Annotated in this window: 11 protein-coding genes; 6 read left to right on the top strand and 5 right to left on the bottom strand. The window is 71.6% G+C overall.

Annotated features, from left to right (window positions below; genetic code table 11):
• The first annotated feature begins 54 nt into the window (after positions 1–54).
• The 3 genes from MXD57_RS00275 (at position 55) to MXD57_RS00265 (ending at position 3,928) form a co-directional block, all read left to right on the top strand.
• Complete coding sequence (locus MXD57_RS00275; RefSeq protein ID WP_250399175.1) at positions 55–1,278, top strand: arginine deiminase; 1,224 nt, start codon at positions 55–57, stop codon at positions 1,276–1,278.
• Between the two features lie 62 nt (positions 1,279–1,340).
• Positions 1,341–2,348 carry an ornithine carbamoyltransferase gene (argF, locus tag MXD57_RS00270; protein WP_250399174.1) on the top strand — a complete coding sequence of 336 codons (1,008 nt, stop codon included), beginning with the start codon at positions 1,341–1,343 and terminating at the stop codon, positions 2,346–2,348.
• A 134-nt stretch (positions 2,349–2,482) separates the two neighbouring features.
• Entirely contained in the window at positions 2,483–3,928 is a 1,446-nt protein-coding gene (locus MXD57_RS00265; protein WP_250399173.1) for an amino acid permease, read from the top strand.
• 469 nt (positions 3,929–4,397) lie between these two features.
• Here MXD57_RS00265 and MXD57_RS00260 read toward each other — a convergent pair whose 3' ends face one another.
• A complete protein-coding gene (locus MXD57_RS00260) occupies positions 4,398–5,858 on the bottom strand; it encodes an MFS transporter (protein WP_250399172.1) in 1,461 nt (486 codons plus the stop codon).
• A 207-nt stretch (positions 5,859–6,065) separates the two neighbouring features.
• Here MXD57_RS00260 and MXD57_RS00255 point away from each other — a divergent pair, with 207 nt between their 5' ends.
• Complete coding sequence (locus tag MXD57_RS00255; RefSeq protein ID WP_250399171.1) at positions 6,066–6,698, top strand: TetR/AcrR family transcriptional regulator; 633 nt, start codon at positions 6,066–6,068, stop codon at positions 6,696–6,698.
• Between the two features lie 118 nt (positions 6,699–6,816).
• Here MXD57_RS00255 and MXD57_RS00250 read toward each other — a convergent pair whose 3' ends face one another.
• Both MXD57_RS00250 and MXD57_RS00245 read right to left on the bottom strand, forming a co-directional pair.
• Positions 6,817–7,059 (bottom strand): hypothetical protein, encoded by a 243-nt coding sequence (locus tag MXD57_RS00250; protein ID WP_250399170.1) that lies wholly within the window; start codon positions 7,057–7,059, stop codon positions 6,817–6,819.
• Between the two features lie 988 nt (positions 7,060–8,047).
• Positions 8,048–8,623, bottom strand: a complete 576-nt coding sequence (locus MXD57_RS00245) for a YdeI/OmpD-associated family protein (protein ID WP_250399169.1) — start codon at positions 8,621–8,623, stop codon at positions 8,048–8,050.
• Between the two features lie 556 nt (positions 8,624–9,179).
• Here MXD57_RS00245 and MXD57_RS00240 point away from each other — a divergent pair.
• Positions 9,180–10,544, top strand: coding sequence for a cytochrome P450 (locus MXD57_RS00240; RefSeq protein WP_284504884.1), 1,365 nt, complete (start codon positions 9,180–9,182; stop codon positions 10,542–10,544).
• Positions 10,545–10,845: 301 nt separating this feature from the next.
• On the opposite strand, the gene MXD57_RS00235 is transcribed toward MXD57_RS00240, so the two are convergent.
• Positions 10,846–11,010: a hypothetical protein gene (locus tag MXD57_RS00235; RefSeq protein WP_250399167.1), complete on the bottom strand. Its 165-nt coding sequence runs from the start codon at positions 11,008–11,010 to the stop codon at positions 10,846–10,848.
• A gap of 674 nt (positions 11,011–11,684) precedes the next feature.
• On the opposite strand from MXD57_RS00235, the gene MXD57_RS00230 reads away from it, so the two are divergent.
• Entirely contained in the window at positions 11,685–12,353 is a 669-nt protein-coding gene (locus MXD57_RS00230; protein WP_250399166.1) for a Crp/Fnr family transcriptional regulator, read from the top strand.
• On the opposite strand, the gene MXD57_RS00225 is transcribed toward MXD57_RS00230, so the two are convergent.
• The gene (locus MXD57_RS00225; protein WP_250399165.1) at positions 12,335–13,087 is read right to left on the bottom strand and encodes a 4'-phosphopantetheinyl transferase family protein; all 753 of its coding nucleotides are present in this window, start codon (positions 13,085–13,087) and stop codon (positions 12,335–12,337) included. The two genes, MXD57_RS00230 and MXD57_RS00225, sit on opposite strands and share 19 nt — an antisense overlap.
• Positions 13,088–13,095: the final 8 nt, after the last annotated feature.

The following is a 13,095-nucleotide window of genomic DNA, read 5'->3' as shown; positions in this document are numbered from 1 at the left end:
GCGGAAACGGCCGATCGGAGCGTGAAGGCGGGCGCCGGTGGCCAGGATGGAGTCATGGCATACCATGTCCACTCCGAGGCCGGGCGGCTTCACCGGGTGATCCTGCACCGGCCCGACCTCGAGCTCAAGAGGCTCACCCCCAGCAACAAGGACGCCCTGCTCTTCGACGACGTGCTGTGGGTGCGCCGGGCGCGCGCCGAGCACGACGGATTCGCGGACGTCCTGCGCGACCGGGGGGTCGCCGTCCACCTCTTCGGCGATCTGCTCACCGAGACCCTTCAGGTCCCGGAGGCCCGCGCCCTCGTCCTGGACCGCGTCTTCGACGAGAAGGAGTACGGTCCCCTCGCCACCGGCCACCTGCGTGCCGCGTTCGACCGGATGGCCTCCGGCGAGCTGGCCGAGGCGCTGGTCGGCGGCATGACCAAGCGGGAGTTCCTGGAGGGGCACGCGGAGCCCACCTCCGTCCGCTTCCACGTCATGGACCTGGACGACTTCCTGCTCCGCCCGCTGCCCAACCACCTCTTCACCCGGGACACCTCGGCCTGGATCTACGACGGCGTCTCCATCAACGCCATGCGCCGGCCGGCCCGGCAGCGCGAGACCGTGCACTTCGAGGCGATCTACCGGCACCACCCGCTGTTCCGTGACGAAACGTTCCGCGTGTGGTCCCGGGGGCAGGCCGACTACCCCTCGACCATCGAGGGGGGCGACGTCCTGGTGATCGGCAACGGTGCCGTCCTGATCGGCATGAGCGAGCGCACCACCCCGCAGGCGGTGGAGATGCTGGCGCACAAGCTGTTCGCCGCGGGCTCCGCGCACACCATCGTCGCGCTCGACATGCCCAAGCGGCGCGCCTTCATGCACCTGGACACCGTGATGACCATGGTCGACGGCGACACCTTCACCCAGTACGCCGGGCTCGGCATGCTGCGCTCCTACACCATCCAGCCGGGCGACGGGGAGCGGGAGCTCAAGGTCACCGACCACCCGCCCGAGCACATGCACCGCGCCATCGCCGCCGCGCTGGGGCTCGGCGAGATCCGGGTGCTCACCGCCACCCAGGACGTGCACGCCGCCGAGCGCGAGCAGTGGGACGACGGCTGCAACGTGCTGGCCGTCGAACCGGGCGTCGTCATCGCCTACGAACGCAACTCCACCACCAACACCCACCTGCGCAAGCAGGGCATCGAGGTGATCGAGATCCCGGGCAGCGAGCTGGGGCGCGGCCGGGGCGGGCCGCGGTGCATGAGCTGCCCGGTGGAGAGGGCGCCTGTATAGAAATGTGGACTGTCGTATAGACTTCCAGCAGTCCCGAGTACCCGTACCCCTGGAGCGCCCCCATGGCGACTGTCCCGACCGCCCTCGCCGGCCGCCACTTCCTCAAGGAGCTGGACTTCACTCAGGCCGAGTTCCGCGGCCTGGTCGAGCTGGCCGCGGAACTGAAGGCGGCGAAGAAGGCCGGGACCGAGACCCCGTACCTGCGCGGCCGCAACATCGCGCTGATCTTCGAGAAGACCTCGACGCGCACCCGCTGCGCGTTCGAGGTCGCCGCCGCCGACCAGGGTGCCACCACGACGTACCTCGACCCGACCGGCTCGCAGATCGGCCACAAGGAGTCCGTCAAGGACACCGCCCGGGTGCTCGGCCGGATGTTCGACGCGATCGAGTACCGGGGCGACAGCCAGGACAAGGTCGAGGAACTGGCCGTGCACGCCGGCGTGCCCGTCTACAACGGGCTCACCGACGACTGGCACCCCACCCAGATGCTGGCGGACGTGCTCACCATGGCCGAGCACAGCCCCCGGCCGCTGTCGGAGACCGCCTTCGCCTACCTCGGCGACGCCCGCTTCAACATGGGCAACTCCTACCTGGTCACCGGCGCCCTGCTCGGCATGGACGTACGGATCGTCGCCCCGAAGTCCTACTGGCCCGCCCAGGAGGTCGTCGACCGCGCCCGCGAGCTGGCCGGGTCCAGCGGTGCCCGGATCACCCTCACCGAGGAGATCGCCGAGGGCGTCGCGGGCGCCGGCTTCGTCGCCACCGACGTGTGGGTCTCCATGGGCGAGCCCAAGGAGGTCTGGGGCGAGCGGATCGCCGCCCTTGGCCCCTACGCCGTGACCATGGACGTCCTGCGCGCCACCGGCGACCCGCACGTGAAGTTCCTGCACTGCCTGCCCGCCTTCCACGACCTGGGCACCAAGGTCGGCCAGGAGATCTTCGAGACCCACGGTCTGACCTCACTGGAGGTCACCGACGAGGTGTTCGAGTCCGCCCACTCGGTCGTCTTCGACGAGGCGGAGAACCGGCTGCACAGCATCAAGGCCATCCTGGTCGCGACCCTCGCCTGACCGCCGCGGGCGGACGCGCGTCCCACCCGCTTCACCAGGCCTTATCCTGAACGGCGGCCCGGACCACCCCCTCCCGGCCGCCGCCGCGCCCCACCGGGGCGCCCCCGCACCGCCAGAAACGAGCACCACCCCGCATGCCCGCTCTCCGCATCAAGTCCCCCCAACTGCTGGTCGCCGAGTCCGGCGCCGACCGCGAGGGCCACGGCCTCAAGCGCACGATGGGCCTGTTCCAGCTCATCTGCTTCGGCGTCGGCGCCATCGTCGGCACCGGCATCTTCGTCGGTCTCTCCGACTCCGTCGCCCAGGCCGGCCCCGCCGTCGTGATCTCCTTCGTCCTCGCCGCGATCACCTGCGTCTTCACCGCGCTCTCCTTCGCCGAGCTGGGCGGCGCGATCCCGGTCTCCGGTTCCTCGTACTCGTTCGCCTACGCGGGCCTCGGCGAGTCCACCGCCTTCCTGGTCGGCTGGTGCCTGCTGCTGGAATACGGCGTCTCGATCTCGGCGGTCGCCGTCGGCTGGAGCGAGTACGTCAACGAGCTCCTGCACAGCCTCACCGGCCTGCAGCTCCCGGCCGCGCTGTCCGCGGGGCCGGGCGACGGCGGGATCGTGAACCTGCCCGCCGTGATCGTCATCGCCATGGCGTCCGTGCTGCTGGTGCGCGGCGTGCGGGAGAGCGCCCGCGCCACCGCCGTGATGGCGGCCGTGAAGCTCGTCGTCCTGCTGGCCTTCTGCGCCGTCGGCTACAGCGCCTTCCAGCACGGCAACCTGACCCCGTTCTCCCCGGCCGGCCTCGGCGGCATCGGCGCGGGCACCACCGCGGCCTTCTTCTCCTACATCGGCTTCGACGCGATCACCACGGCCGGTGAGGAGGCGAAGAACCCGCGCCGGGACATCCCCGTCGCCATCCTCGTCTGCATGGGCCTGGTCACCCTGCTCTACTGCGCGGTCGCGCTCGCCGCGATCGGCGCCATCGGCGGCAAGCGGGTGGCCGGCCGGCCCGCCGCGCTGTCGTACGTCGTCAACGAGGTCACCGGCTCCGCCCTCGGCGGCGGTGTCATCGCCTTCGGCGCGGTCGTCGCCATCGCCTCCGTGGTGCTCGCCGTGATGTACGGCCAGACCCGCATCCTGATGTCGATGTCCCGGGACGGCCTGATTCCGCGCGTCTTCGAGAAGGTCTCGCCGCGCACCTCCACCCCGGTGGCCGGCACCCTGATCGTCGCGGTCGTCTTCGCGGTCCCGGCGGCCTTCGCCTCCCTGGACGCCGTGCTCAACCTGTGCACCATCGGCACCCTCGCGATCATGGCCGTCGTCAACATCGCGGTGATCGCCCTGCGCCGCCGCGAGCCGGGGCTGAGCCGCGGCTTCCGGGTGCCGCTCTACCCGGCCGGCCCGCTGCTCGGCGTCGGCTTCTGCCTGTACCTGATGTACGAGACCGGCTGGCGGACCTGGATCCAGTTCGCGGTGTTCCTCGCGGTCGGAGCGCTCGTCTACGTCGCCTACGGGCGCCGGCACTCCACGCTGGCCCGGTCCGCCGAGGCCGTGCCGGACGCCGCGCCCGAGAGGGCCCCGCAGACGGTCTGACCTGCGGCGACCTGACTGACGCGGACCCCGGTCCACAGCCTCTCCAAGACCGTCCCACGCATGCCCAGCCCCCGCTGCACTCCCCGCCGCCAGGCCCTTGACCAGGAGAAATGCAGAAGTACGGCTGGAGTGCCCCAGCAGGCCGCGCCGGTGCGACCGGTTCAGCGGCTGCGGCTCGTAGTCGGTCAGTAGAGCGGCGTCGGCCCGGTCCGGGGACTTCGTGCCGCGGGCCTTCATCGCCTTCTTCGGCTCGGCGATGCCGGGCCCGGCGGTCTTCGACCCGCGCTTCGGGGCGGAGAGCCGGACGTCGGTCCGTCGGTCGACGCGGAGACGGGAGCCGGCCGGCTCCCGTCTCCGCGTCGGGCCGGGGGAGCGCCCCGGTCGCGAGCCGGGCGGCAGAACGCTCGCCTTCGCAAGCTGAGGGGGCGGGTCCGCGGACCCGCCCCCTCAGCACCGCTCTCGGCGGCGGCTACTCCAGGTTCTCGGTCAGCGGGGCCGACGGCGAGCCGTCCGCCGGGAGCTCGGGCTCCGCAGCCGCGCCGGCGTCCATACCGGGCATCATCCCCGGCATCGGCGCGTCCGCGGCGGGCCGGATGAGGAGGACCACCAGGGCGAGCGCGACGACCGTGATCGCTACCGCGACCAGGAAGCCCGCCGAGGCGCCCTTGGCCAGGACGTGCGCCGTGTCGCCCGTCGCCCCGCTCGTCGCCGCGCCGTACACGGTGATGATCACCGCCAGGCTCAGCGAGCCGCCCATCTGCTGCGTCGCGTTGAGCAGGCCCGAGGCGGCCCCCGTGTCCTGCATCTCCACCCCGGACACGCCGACCATGGTCATCGGCATGAACACCATGCCCGCCCCGATCCCGTACAGCAGCATGGGACCGAGCAGGTCGCCGAGGTAGGCGCTGTCGGCGGAGATGGACGACAGCCAGATGAGCGCGCCCGTGATCAAGAGCGTCCCCGCCACCAGCGGCAGGCGCTGCCCGATCTTGGGGATGAGCTGCATCATCACGCCGGAGACGACGATGATCGACACGCTGAGCGGCAGGAAGGCCAGGCCGGTCTTGAGCGGGCTGTAGGCCAGCACGTTCTGGAAGTAGAGGGTGAGGAAGAAGAACATCCCGATCAGGGAACCCATCATCGCCACCCCGAGCGCGTAGATGCCCGAGCGGTTGCGGCTGGCGAACAGGCGCAACGGGATGATCGGCTGCGGGGTGCGGCTCTCGATGAAGAGGAAGGCCGCCAGCAGGACCACGGCCCCGACGAACGAGCCGACCGTGGTGGCATCCCGCCAGCCGCTCTGGGAGGCGTGGATGAAGCCGTACACGAGCAGGGCCACACCCCCGGTGGAAGTGATCGCGCCGCCGAAGTCGAACCGGCCCTCGCTCCGCGCCGACTTGCCGATGAACAGGGGCGCGACCAGGGTCAGGGCGATGCCGATGGGCACGTTGACCAGCAGGACCCAGCGCCAGGAGGCCCACTCGGTGAGCAACCCGCCTGCCACCAGGCCGATCGCGCCGCCCGCCCCCGACACGCCGGCGAACACCGCGAACGCCCGGTTGCGCTCCCTCTCGGTCGGGAAGCCGGTGGCGATCAGGGACAGCACCGTCGGGGCGACGATGGCGGCCCCGGCACCCTGAATGACCCGCATGCCCAGCAGCCATCCCGAGTTCTGGGCGAGGCCGCCGAGCAGGGACCCCAGCGTGAACAGCAAGACCCCGCCCATGAAGGCCGGGCGGCGGCCGAGGAGGTCACCGACCCGGCCGCCGAGCAGCAGCAGCCCGCCGAACGCGAGGGCGTAGGCGTTGACCACCCACGACAGGTTCTGCGTGGAGAACCCCAGGGACGTCTGCACGCTGGGGAGCGCCACGTTCACGATGGTGGCGTCGAGGATTACCATCAGCTGGGCGATCGCGATGACCACCAGCATGAGGCCAGTGCGATGCGCTAGCCGGGGCGGGTTCGCCGGGGCTGCGATTGCGGGGGTGCTAACAGCCATTTGGTACCCTTATCAGGAAGGATGTCGGGACGTTAAGGAACGGAATCGTTCACTGTTTGGCACTCTAGCAGTGGCAAGTAAGGAACGCAATCGTTCACCATGCGGTCGGCTGGGAGCCGTCCGGGAAGTGGGGATGCCGTGTCCGGAGCCGGATCGGCTGCCGACACCGCGGTCGGCGACCAGAGCCCGCCCAGGAAGGCGGTGGCAAGCCGCCGGCGGGGCAAGGACCTGGAGCGCGCCATCTACTCGGCGGTGATCACCCAGCTCGAGGCCGTCGGCTATGCCAGGCTGACCATGGATCGGGTGGCGGCCGACGCCCGGACGGGCAAGGCGGCGCTCTACCGGCGCTGGCCCAGCAAGGCCGACCTCGTGGTCGACACGCTCGACTACGCCCTGCCCGCGCCCGAGGACGCGCCCGACAAGGGCAACGTCCGCGACGACCTGGTCGAGCACATGCGGCAGAAGGCGGAGGTCCTCAACTCCCCGGTCGGCCGCGCGGTGCAGAGCCTGCTGGCCGAGATCGACCGGGATGAACCGCTGGTCCGCCTGGTGCAGGAGCGCGTCTTCCAGCCCCGGCAGAACGTCTTCCAGCTGATCCTGGAGCGCGGGGGGCGGCGCGGCGAGATCCGTCCCGGCCCGCTCAGCCCGCTGGTCGCTGAACTCGGGCCCGCCATGCTGGTGCAGCGCTTCCTCGGCGACTCGGCCCCGGTTCCCGACGACTACCTGGTGGCCGTGGTGGACGAGCTGATCATGCCCATCATCCGCCCGTAGCCGCCCGGACGAGCAGGAGCCGCAGGGGGGCGCAGGCCGCCGATGCGTCCTCGATCGCGTGGCGGCAGCCCTCGGTGCGCACGTCGCCGAACACGTGGACGACGCGGGCGAGCGGCGGTCAACCGGTGGCGTCGACCGGGCCCCGGTGGCGCGACCGGTGCGCGCCCGGCGGCTGGACGCAGCGGGTGGACAGGCCCCGGGGCCGCCGAGAGCGGGCCGCTGACCTGCGCCTGGTGTCAGCGGGGAAGCCGGCCCGGTCCGGCAGCAGGACGCGGTACCCGGCCTGGGCGAAGCGCATGACCGTGGAGGAACCAGCGCAGCGCGCGCCCGCGACGATGACACCGAACTCCTCAATGGTCACCTCACACAGGGCGCGGTCGCGCCGGTCGGGGCGACCGCGCCCGGACGCGCGCGGCCGATGGCCTTGACCGTACGCACCCGGCCCCGGCCCGGCAGCGCAGTATTGAGCGATCGCAGGCAGTCGGATGCGGCCGACGGGGTGGCCGCCGGAGCCGAGTTCCGCGAGGGCCTGCTCGAAGAGGACGGGCGCGTCGCCGGCGTCACCTTCACTCCCCCCCCGGCGGCACGGCGAGGACCGAGCGGTGCGACTGGTCGCCGGCGCCGACGGCATGCGCTCGGCCGCCGTGGAACTCGGGGCGCCACACGCTCCGGCGAGGTGCGGAAGCGGCCTTGGAACTGCACCGAGGGCGTAACAGCCCCTGGGGAGACGGCGGTTGGGTATCGCCCGGCCCGACCAAGGACGCGGTCCCCGTCTCGGCCCGCTTCCCGCAGGAGCGCTTCGACACGGTGCGCGCCGGTGCCTACGGGCGTTACCGCCACTGCGTCCGCCGGACCGACCCCGCCCCGCACGCCCACCTCGATCGAGCAGGCCGAGCGGCTGCGCGGTACCGGCCACCAGCAGAACTTCCTCCGCCAGGCGGCCAGGCCGGGCGCCGGTCGGCGACGCCGCCCACCACGAGGACGCGATCACCGCCCGCGGCATCGGAGACGCTCTCCGGCAGGCCGAGTTGCTGGTCGCCACGGTGGGAGCGGACCTGCGGGACGAGACCGGCTCGGCACCGCGCTCACGGCGCACGGCGAGGAGGGGGACGCGCCGCCGGCCGACGGCCGCCGGTCCGCGCTGCCCGGGGCCGGCACCGGCGCCCGCGAGCAGCGCCGGTTGCTGTTGCGGGCCGTCAGCACCAGCCAGGACCTCAAGCAGCGCTACTTCGACACGGCGGCGGGGGCGCGGCCGGTCTCCGAGCTCTACGCCGCCGAGCTCCAGGCCCTCCTCGCCGAAGGGGGATGGGGCACCCGGGCCGGCCGGGCGAGAGGACGCCGCCGCGCGCTCACGAGTGGATCTTCTCGTGGTTGGCCAGCATGCCGACGTACTTCTCGATGCGCCGGGCCCTGGTCTCGGGCTTCTTGGCGTCCTGCACCCGGTAGAGGATGGAGTAGCGATTCTGGCTGTCGAGGGTCTTGAAGAACTCCGCGGCGGCCGGGTTGGCCTCCAGCGCCCGCGCCAGGTCGTCCGGAACGGTGGCGGACTTCGCCCCCGCGTAGGCCGCTTCCCAGCGCCCGTCCTTCTTGGCCCGCTCGACCTCGGCGATCCCCGGCGGTTGCATCCGTCCCTGCTCGATGAGGGCGGCGACCTTCTCCCGGTTGACCTTGGACCACCGGCTGCGGGCCGACCGGGGCGTGAACCGCTGGAGCCAGTGGGCGTCGTCGAGCTTGCCCTTCTGGCCGTCGATCCACCCGTAGCACAATGCCACGTCGAGGGCCTGGGCGTACGTCAGGGCGTCTTCGCCCGCGGCGTTGTTCTTGAGCTTCAGCCAGAAACCGCGGGATGCGGCATAATTGCGGGAGAGCCAATCCTGCAGCTCAGCCGCCGATGCGAATGCGATGGTCTCTTCGTCTCGCGCCATGGTGTCAGTCAAGCACAGGATGCCGGCCCGAGGAGGCGGACCTCGGGTGCCGGCGGAGGCGGCCGGCATCGGCTGGAAACAGGGTGCAATCGCGCGACGACGGCACTGACCAGCTTTTGCGGAATCACCCTCGACGGTCCGGACCTCACCCGCCTGGCCGAGTTCTCCGGGCAGCCGACCGGAATGAAAATCCCTTGCAGCAGCGACGATTACGCCGACCCGCGGGGCGAGGGCCCGGCCGTCTGCTTCCAGCGCGTCGCCGGCTTCCCGGGCGCCGAAGCGGCCCGGCCGGGGCGTCCCGCAGCAGGGACGGAGGTGGCCCGGCGCTGCCACCGGGCGCAGGCCAGGCCTTCGGCGCCCTCGGCGCCGGTCGCCACCCGGTCCGGCCGGACCTGCGCGCGCAGCCGCCGGATTCCGGTCCCACTGCTCACTTCTGAGCGCCGGACGGTCACCGGGCCGGGCTAGCGTCGAAACGCACTCGGACGAACCGCAGTTGAGGCGAGAGGCCGGGTGAGTACCTCCTGTTCTACTGGGAAGAGACGACGGGAGCGAGCTGATGTCGGGTCGGACGGATCAGGTTGTTGGTTCTGCGCCAGTCGCATCCGGCAGCGTCCCGCTTGCCGGGCACAGGCCGGCCGTGGCGGCCCAGAGGCTGGCCTTCTTCGAGCGGGTCCGTGCCGAGGGCCCCGTGCTGCGGCTGCGCATGGGCCGTACTCCCACCTTCCTCATCAACGACCACGCCATGGTCCGCGAAATACTCGGCGACGGCGGTGACACATTCGCCCGGGGGCGGTTCTTCAGCAAGGTGCGCCCGCTGGTCGGCAACGGGCTCGGCAGCTCCGACGGCGCCTTCCACCTGCGCCAGCGCCGGATGGTCCAGCAGGCGTTCAGCCACGACCACCCCGGGTACGACGTGGCCGTGCTGCTGGCCGGCATCAAAGCGCAGGTCGACGCCTGGCGGCCCGGTACCGTCCTGGACATGGCCCGCGAGATGGACACCCTGGCCAACGCGCTGATCAACACCGCGCTGTTCTCCTCGGACAAGGTAGCCGGCGACGCCGACACCATCCGGGACACCATCGCCGACTTCATAGCCGGCGTCGGCATCCGTAGCGTGGTCCCCAGCGACCTGGTGGACAAGCTGCCCACCCCTGCCAATCGGCGCTTCATCCGGGCGCGGGACCGGCTCGAAGCGGCGCTGACCTCGATCATCAACCGATACCTGACCGACCCGCACGGCCACGGCGACATCCTGTCCAGCATGGTCGCCGCCCGGGACGCGGACGGCCAACCCATGAGCCCGGGGGAATTGCGCGATGAGGTGCTGTCCATGCTGATCGCCGGCGGCGACAGCACCGGACACGCCCTGGGCTGGGCCTTCCACGAAATCGCGCAGCACCCTACGGCCGCCCAGCGACTGCGCGAGGAGTTCGCCCAGGTGCTGGACGGGCGGGACCCCACCATGGGCGACCTGAACCGGCTGGTGTACACCCGCCAGGTCGTCAACGAGACCCTGCGGCTGCGCAGCCCCGGCTGGATGGACATGCGGCGCACCACCCGCCCCGTACAGGTCGGCGGCTTCGCGTTCCCCGCCGAGGCCGAACTGCTGGCCAGCCTCACCGCCCTGCACCGCGACCCGGTCGTCTTCCCCGATCCCACGACCTTCGACCCCGATCGCTGGGCGCCGGGGCACCCCCAGCCGCCCCGCCGTGAGCACTTCATGCCCTTCGGCGCGGGCACCCGCCTGTGCGCGGGAGAGTCGATGGCCAACTTGACGATGACCTTCGCGCTGGCCACCGTGCTGCCCCGCTTCGAACTCCGGCCGGTACCCGGCCCCCCGGTCCGGGAGGTGTGCAAGGGCATCATGGGGGCCAGCGCACTCCCGATGACCGTGCACCCGGTACCGGAGGCCAAGGCATAGCCGGCGCCCCGGCGAGGAACCGCCCCTGCCCGATCCGTGCTCCGGTCACCGAGGCCCCGCCGGCGCGGTGCGGGCGGCGGCACCCAGGTCCAGCCCACGGTGCTCATCGGGATGGCCCGGGACCTCGCTGATCCGCAGCGGCAGACATCTGGACGCAACCATTGAGCGGGTAACCGGAGCGTGACGGTCTTGCTGCGACGTGACGGTTCGTGAGGGTGTGCCCTCGAACGTGTCCATCAAGTAGCCGAGTTGCCGTCCATGGCCGCGGTCCGCGCGGAAGGCTACGGGAACTGACGAAGCTTCAGTCGCTGCGCTCGCGCAACGGCTCCAACTCCTCGACGCCGCCCTCGAAGGGCGACGCCCTCGGGAAGGCGCCGCCGGGTGTGGAGCGCCGGGCCGAGCCGGGCGGCCGCGGTGAGGGCGAGCAGAAGGGCGCGCCCGGGGTGGCGGGGCGTCGGACCCACACGCGGCAGCGATCCCCCGGGCGTGGACCCTGCGGGGTCGCCCGCCCCGGTCGGGGGTGCCGCCCCCGGCCCAGGTCGACAGCGTGCCGAGTGGCAGTGGCCGCCGGCTCGGCGGTCAGTGGCCCGGTTCCCGGCGATCGGGCCGCCGCATGGTCCCGTCGCAGCAGCCGGCGCGCTCCACCACGGCGCGCGAGCGGGGCAGCCGCCCAGCGGACCGTGCGCGGTGGCGAGTTGGTGGGGGCGCTCCGGTGTCTCCAGGACCGATGCGGCCCGCGCTCACGCCCTGGCGGTGCCGGTGCGCCGGTTGGGTTGCGCCCGCGGCATGAGGCGGTAGGCGTGTCGGACGGGAGTCGCTGCCCTGAGGTGCGCCGCGTGCCTGGCGCACCTCAGGGCGGCAGTGCCATGTTCTGACGGTCGGGTGTCGGGTGCGCCGCCTGCCGGGCGGCGCCGCGGCGCCCGGAGCAGGGTGTTGTCGTGCACGGTGGTCGGATACGGCTCCTTTTCGATGATCGGGCCGAGTCGGGCGGGTGGCCGGAGGTATCCGCGGCAAGGTTTTTGGCCGGGGTGCAGGGGGCAAATTCGTTTGGGGGAGGGTGGAACGGGTCTTCGACTTCATTATTGACCCGAACCCGGCTTGATTCATGGTCGCGGCCACCGCATACTAGGGGGGAAGTACATGTTCGTCTCCACGTCCATGTCGCTGTGGGAAACGCTGCGAGACAGAATGGTGGGGAGTGGGGGATCCGCCCCAGTGGTGCGGCTGGTGCGCGGCGAGAACGTATATTCCACCGGGCAGTGCGACAACGGTCTGTACCTGGTCGAGGAGGGTCAGGTCAAGATCGTTTCAGGCTCTCCGGATGGTAAGCGATGTCTGCTCTCCATATGCGTGGAGGGAGAGTTCTTCGGTGAGCTGGGAATTCTCCAGGGAATGCGTACGGAGACCGCGACGGCGATGAAGCGGAGTGTCCTGCGGAAATTGTCGGCGGCGCATGTGGCAGCGGTTCTGCAGGATCTGGAGAACGCTGAGGAGTTCGCCCTGCATTTGATGGGGCAGCTGTCCTGGCAGCAGCGGTTGATCGCCAATATGGTGACCATGAACTGCGAGCAGAGGCTCGCTGTCACACTTCTCGATCTCGCTCGGAAGGTCGGTCGGCGGCAGGGGGCCGAGCTGAGAATGGAACGGCGGATAACGCACGAGGAACTCTCTGAAATGGTGGGGACCACGCGTTCCCGGGTGGGGTTCTTCCTGAAGCGGTTCTCCGACGACGGGCTGCTGGTGCACAGTGGTTCGGCCCAACTGACAGTGCACGAGACCCGGCTGGAGCGTTACGTGGCGAGAGTCTGAGCGGAGCCGGCGGGGGCGTCGCCGTGGTGGACCACCACCAGCCCGGCGGCGCCCGCGCCGCGGCGCAGGGCGAGCGCGGCGATGTGGCCGGGTCCCGGCCGCCACTGGTGGAACTGCCACTTCCCCTCGGCGTCGGCGGCCAGCGTGATCGTCCCGGTGTCGGGCAGCGCGCCGAAGTCGCAGCGGCTGAACGGGTGGGCGAGGCCGAGGCCGAGGGCCTTGGTGTAGGCCTCCTTCAGGGTCCAGTACCGGAGGAGGGCGTCGGCCCGCCCGCCGGCGGGCAGCCCGGCGAGCGCGGCGGCCTCGGCGGGGGCGAGCACTCCGGGCAGTCGGCGGGTGCGGTGCGGAGCGGTCTCCTCGACGTCGATGCCGCAGTCGGTCCCGAGGGTGACCACGCAGACGGCCGCGCCGGGGGTGTGGGAGAGGTTGAACCTCAGCCCGGTCCCCGCGGTGCGGCCGGTGAGTTCCGGACGGCCGTGCCAGGTGGTGCGGAATTCCCACTGCCGCGGCGGGATTTCAGGATGACACCGGGTCAGCGCGGTCCGCAGCAGGGTGTGCGCCACCGCGTACTGGGCGCGGTCGCGGGCGAAGCGGAAGTGGGCCAGCCGGTCGTGCTCGGCGGGCGTGAGCAGTGCCAGCCCCGCCCGGACCGCGGCGTCGCGGTCCGAGTCGGGCACGCGCGCGGCCCATACGTGGGCCTCGCGCGTGCCGGGCAGGAGCCCTCGCTCTGCCATCCGGCGCG

The sequence above is a fragment of the Streptomyces cellostaticus genome (assembly GCF_023630175.1).
GTDB classification, from domain to species: Bacteria; Actinomycetota; Actinomycetes; order Streptomycetales; family Streptomycetaceae; genus Streptomyces; species Streptomyces cellostaticus_A.
The sequence above is the reverse complement of the archived record's forward strand: the minus strand, read 5'-3'. Positions and strand labels throughout refer to the sequence as shown.

What these genes read in the sequence shown, in the direction of transcription:
- argF (WP_250399174.1), top strand. Translation starts at nt 1,341, where the DNA reads ATGGCGACTGTCCCGACCGCCCTCGCCGGCCGCCACTTCCTCAAGGAG.
- MXD57_RS00265 (WP_250399173.1), top strand. Translation starts at nt 2,483, where the DNA reads ATGCCCGCTCTCCGCATCAAGTCCCCCCAACTGCTGGTCGCCGAGTCC.
- MXD57_RS00275 (WP_250399175.1), top strand. Translation starts at nt 55, where the DNA reads ATGGCATACCATGTCCACTCCGAGGCCGGGCGGCTTCACCGGGTGATC.
- MXD57_RS00230 (WP_250399166.1), top strand. Translation starts at nt 11,685, where the DNA reads ATGTTCGTCTCCACGTCCATGTCGCTGTGGGAAACGCTGCGAGACAGA.
- MXD57_RS00260 (WP_250399172.1), bottom strand. Translation starts at nt 5,858, where the DNA reads ATGCTGGTGGTCATCGCGATCGCCCAGCTGATGGTAATCCTCGACGCC.
- MXD57_RS00225 (WP_250399165.1), bottom strand. Translation starts at nt 13,087, where the DNA reads ATGGCAGAGCGAGGGCTCCTGCCCGGCACGCGCGAGGCCCACGTATGG.
- MXD57_RS00245 (WP_250399169.1), bottom strand. Translation starts at nt 8,623, where the DNA reads ATGGCGCGAGACGAAGAGACCATCGCATTCGCATCGGCGGCTGAGCTG.
- MXD57_RS00240 (WP_284504884.1), top strand. Translation starts at nt 9,180, where the DNA reads ATGTCGGGTCGGACGGATCAGGTTGTTGGTTCTGCGCCAGTCGCATCC.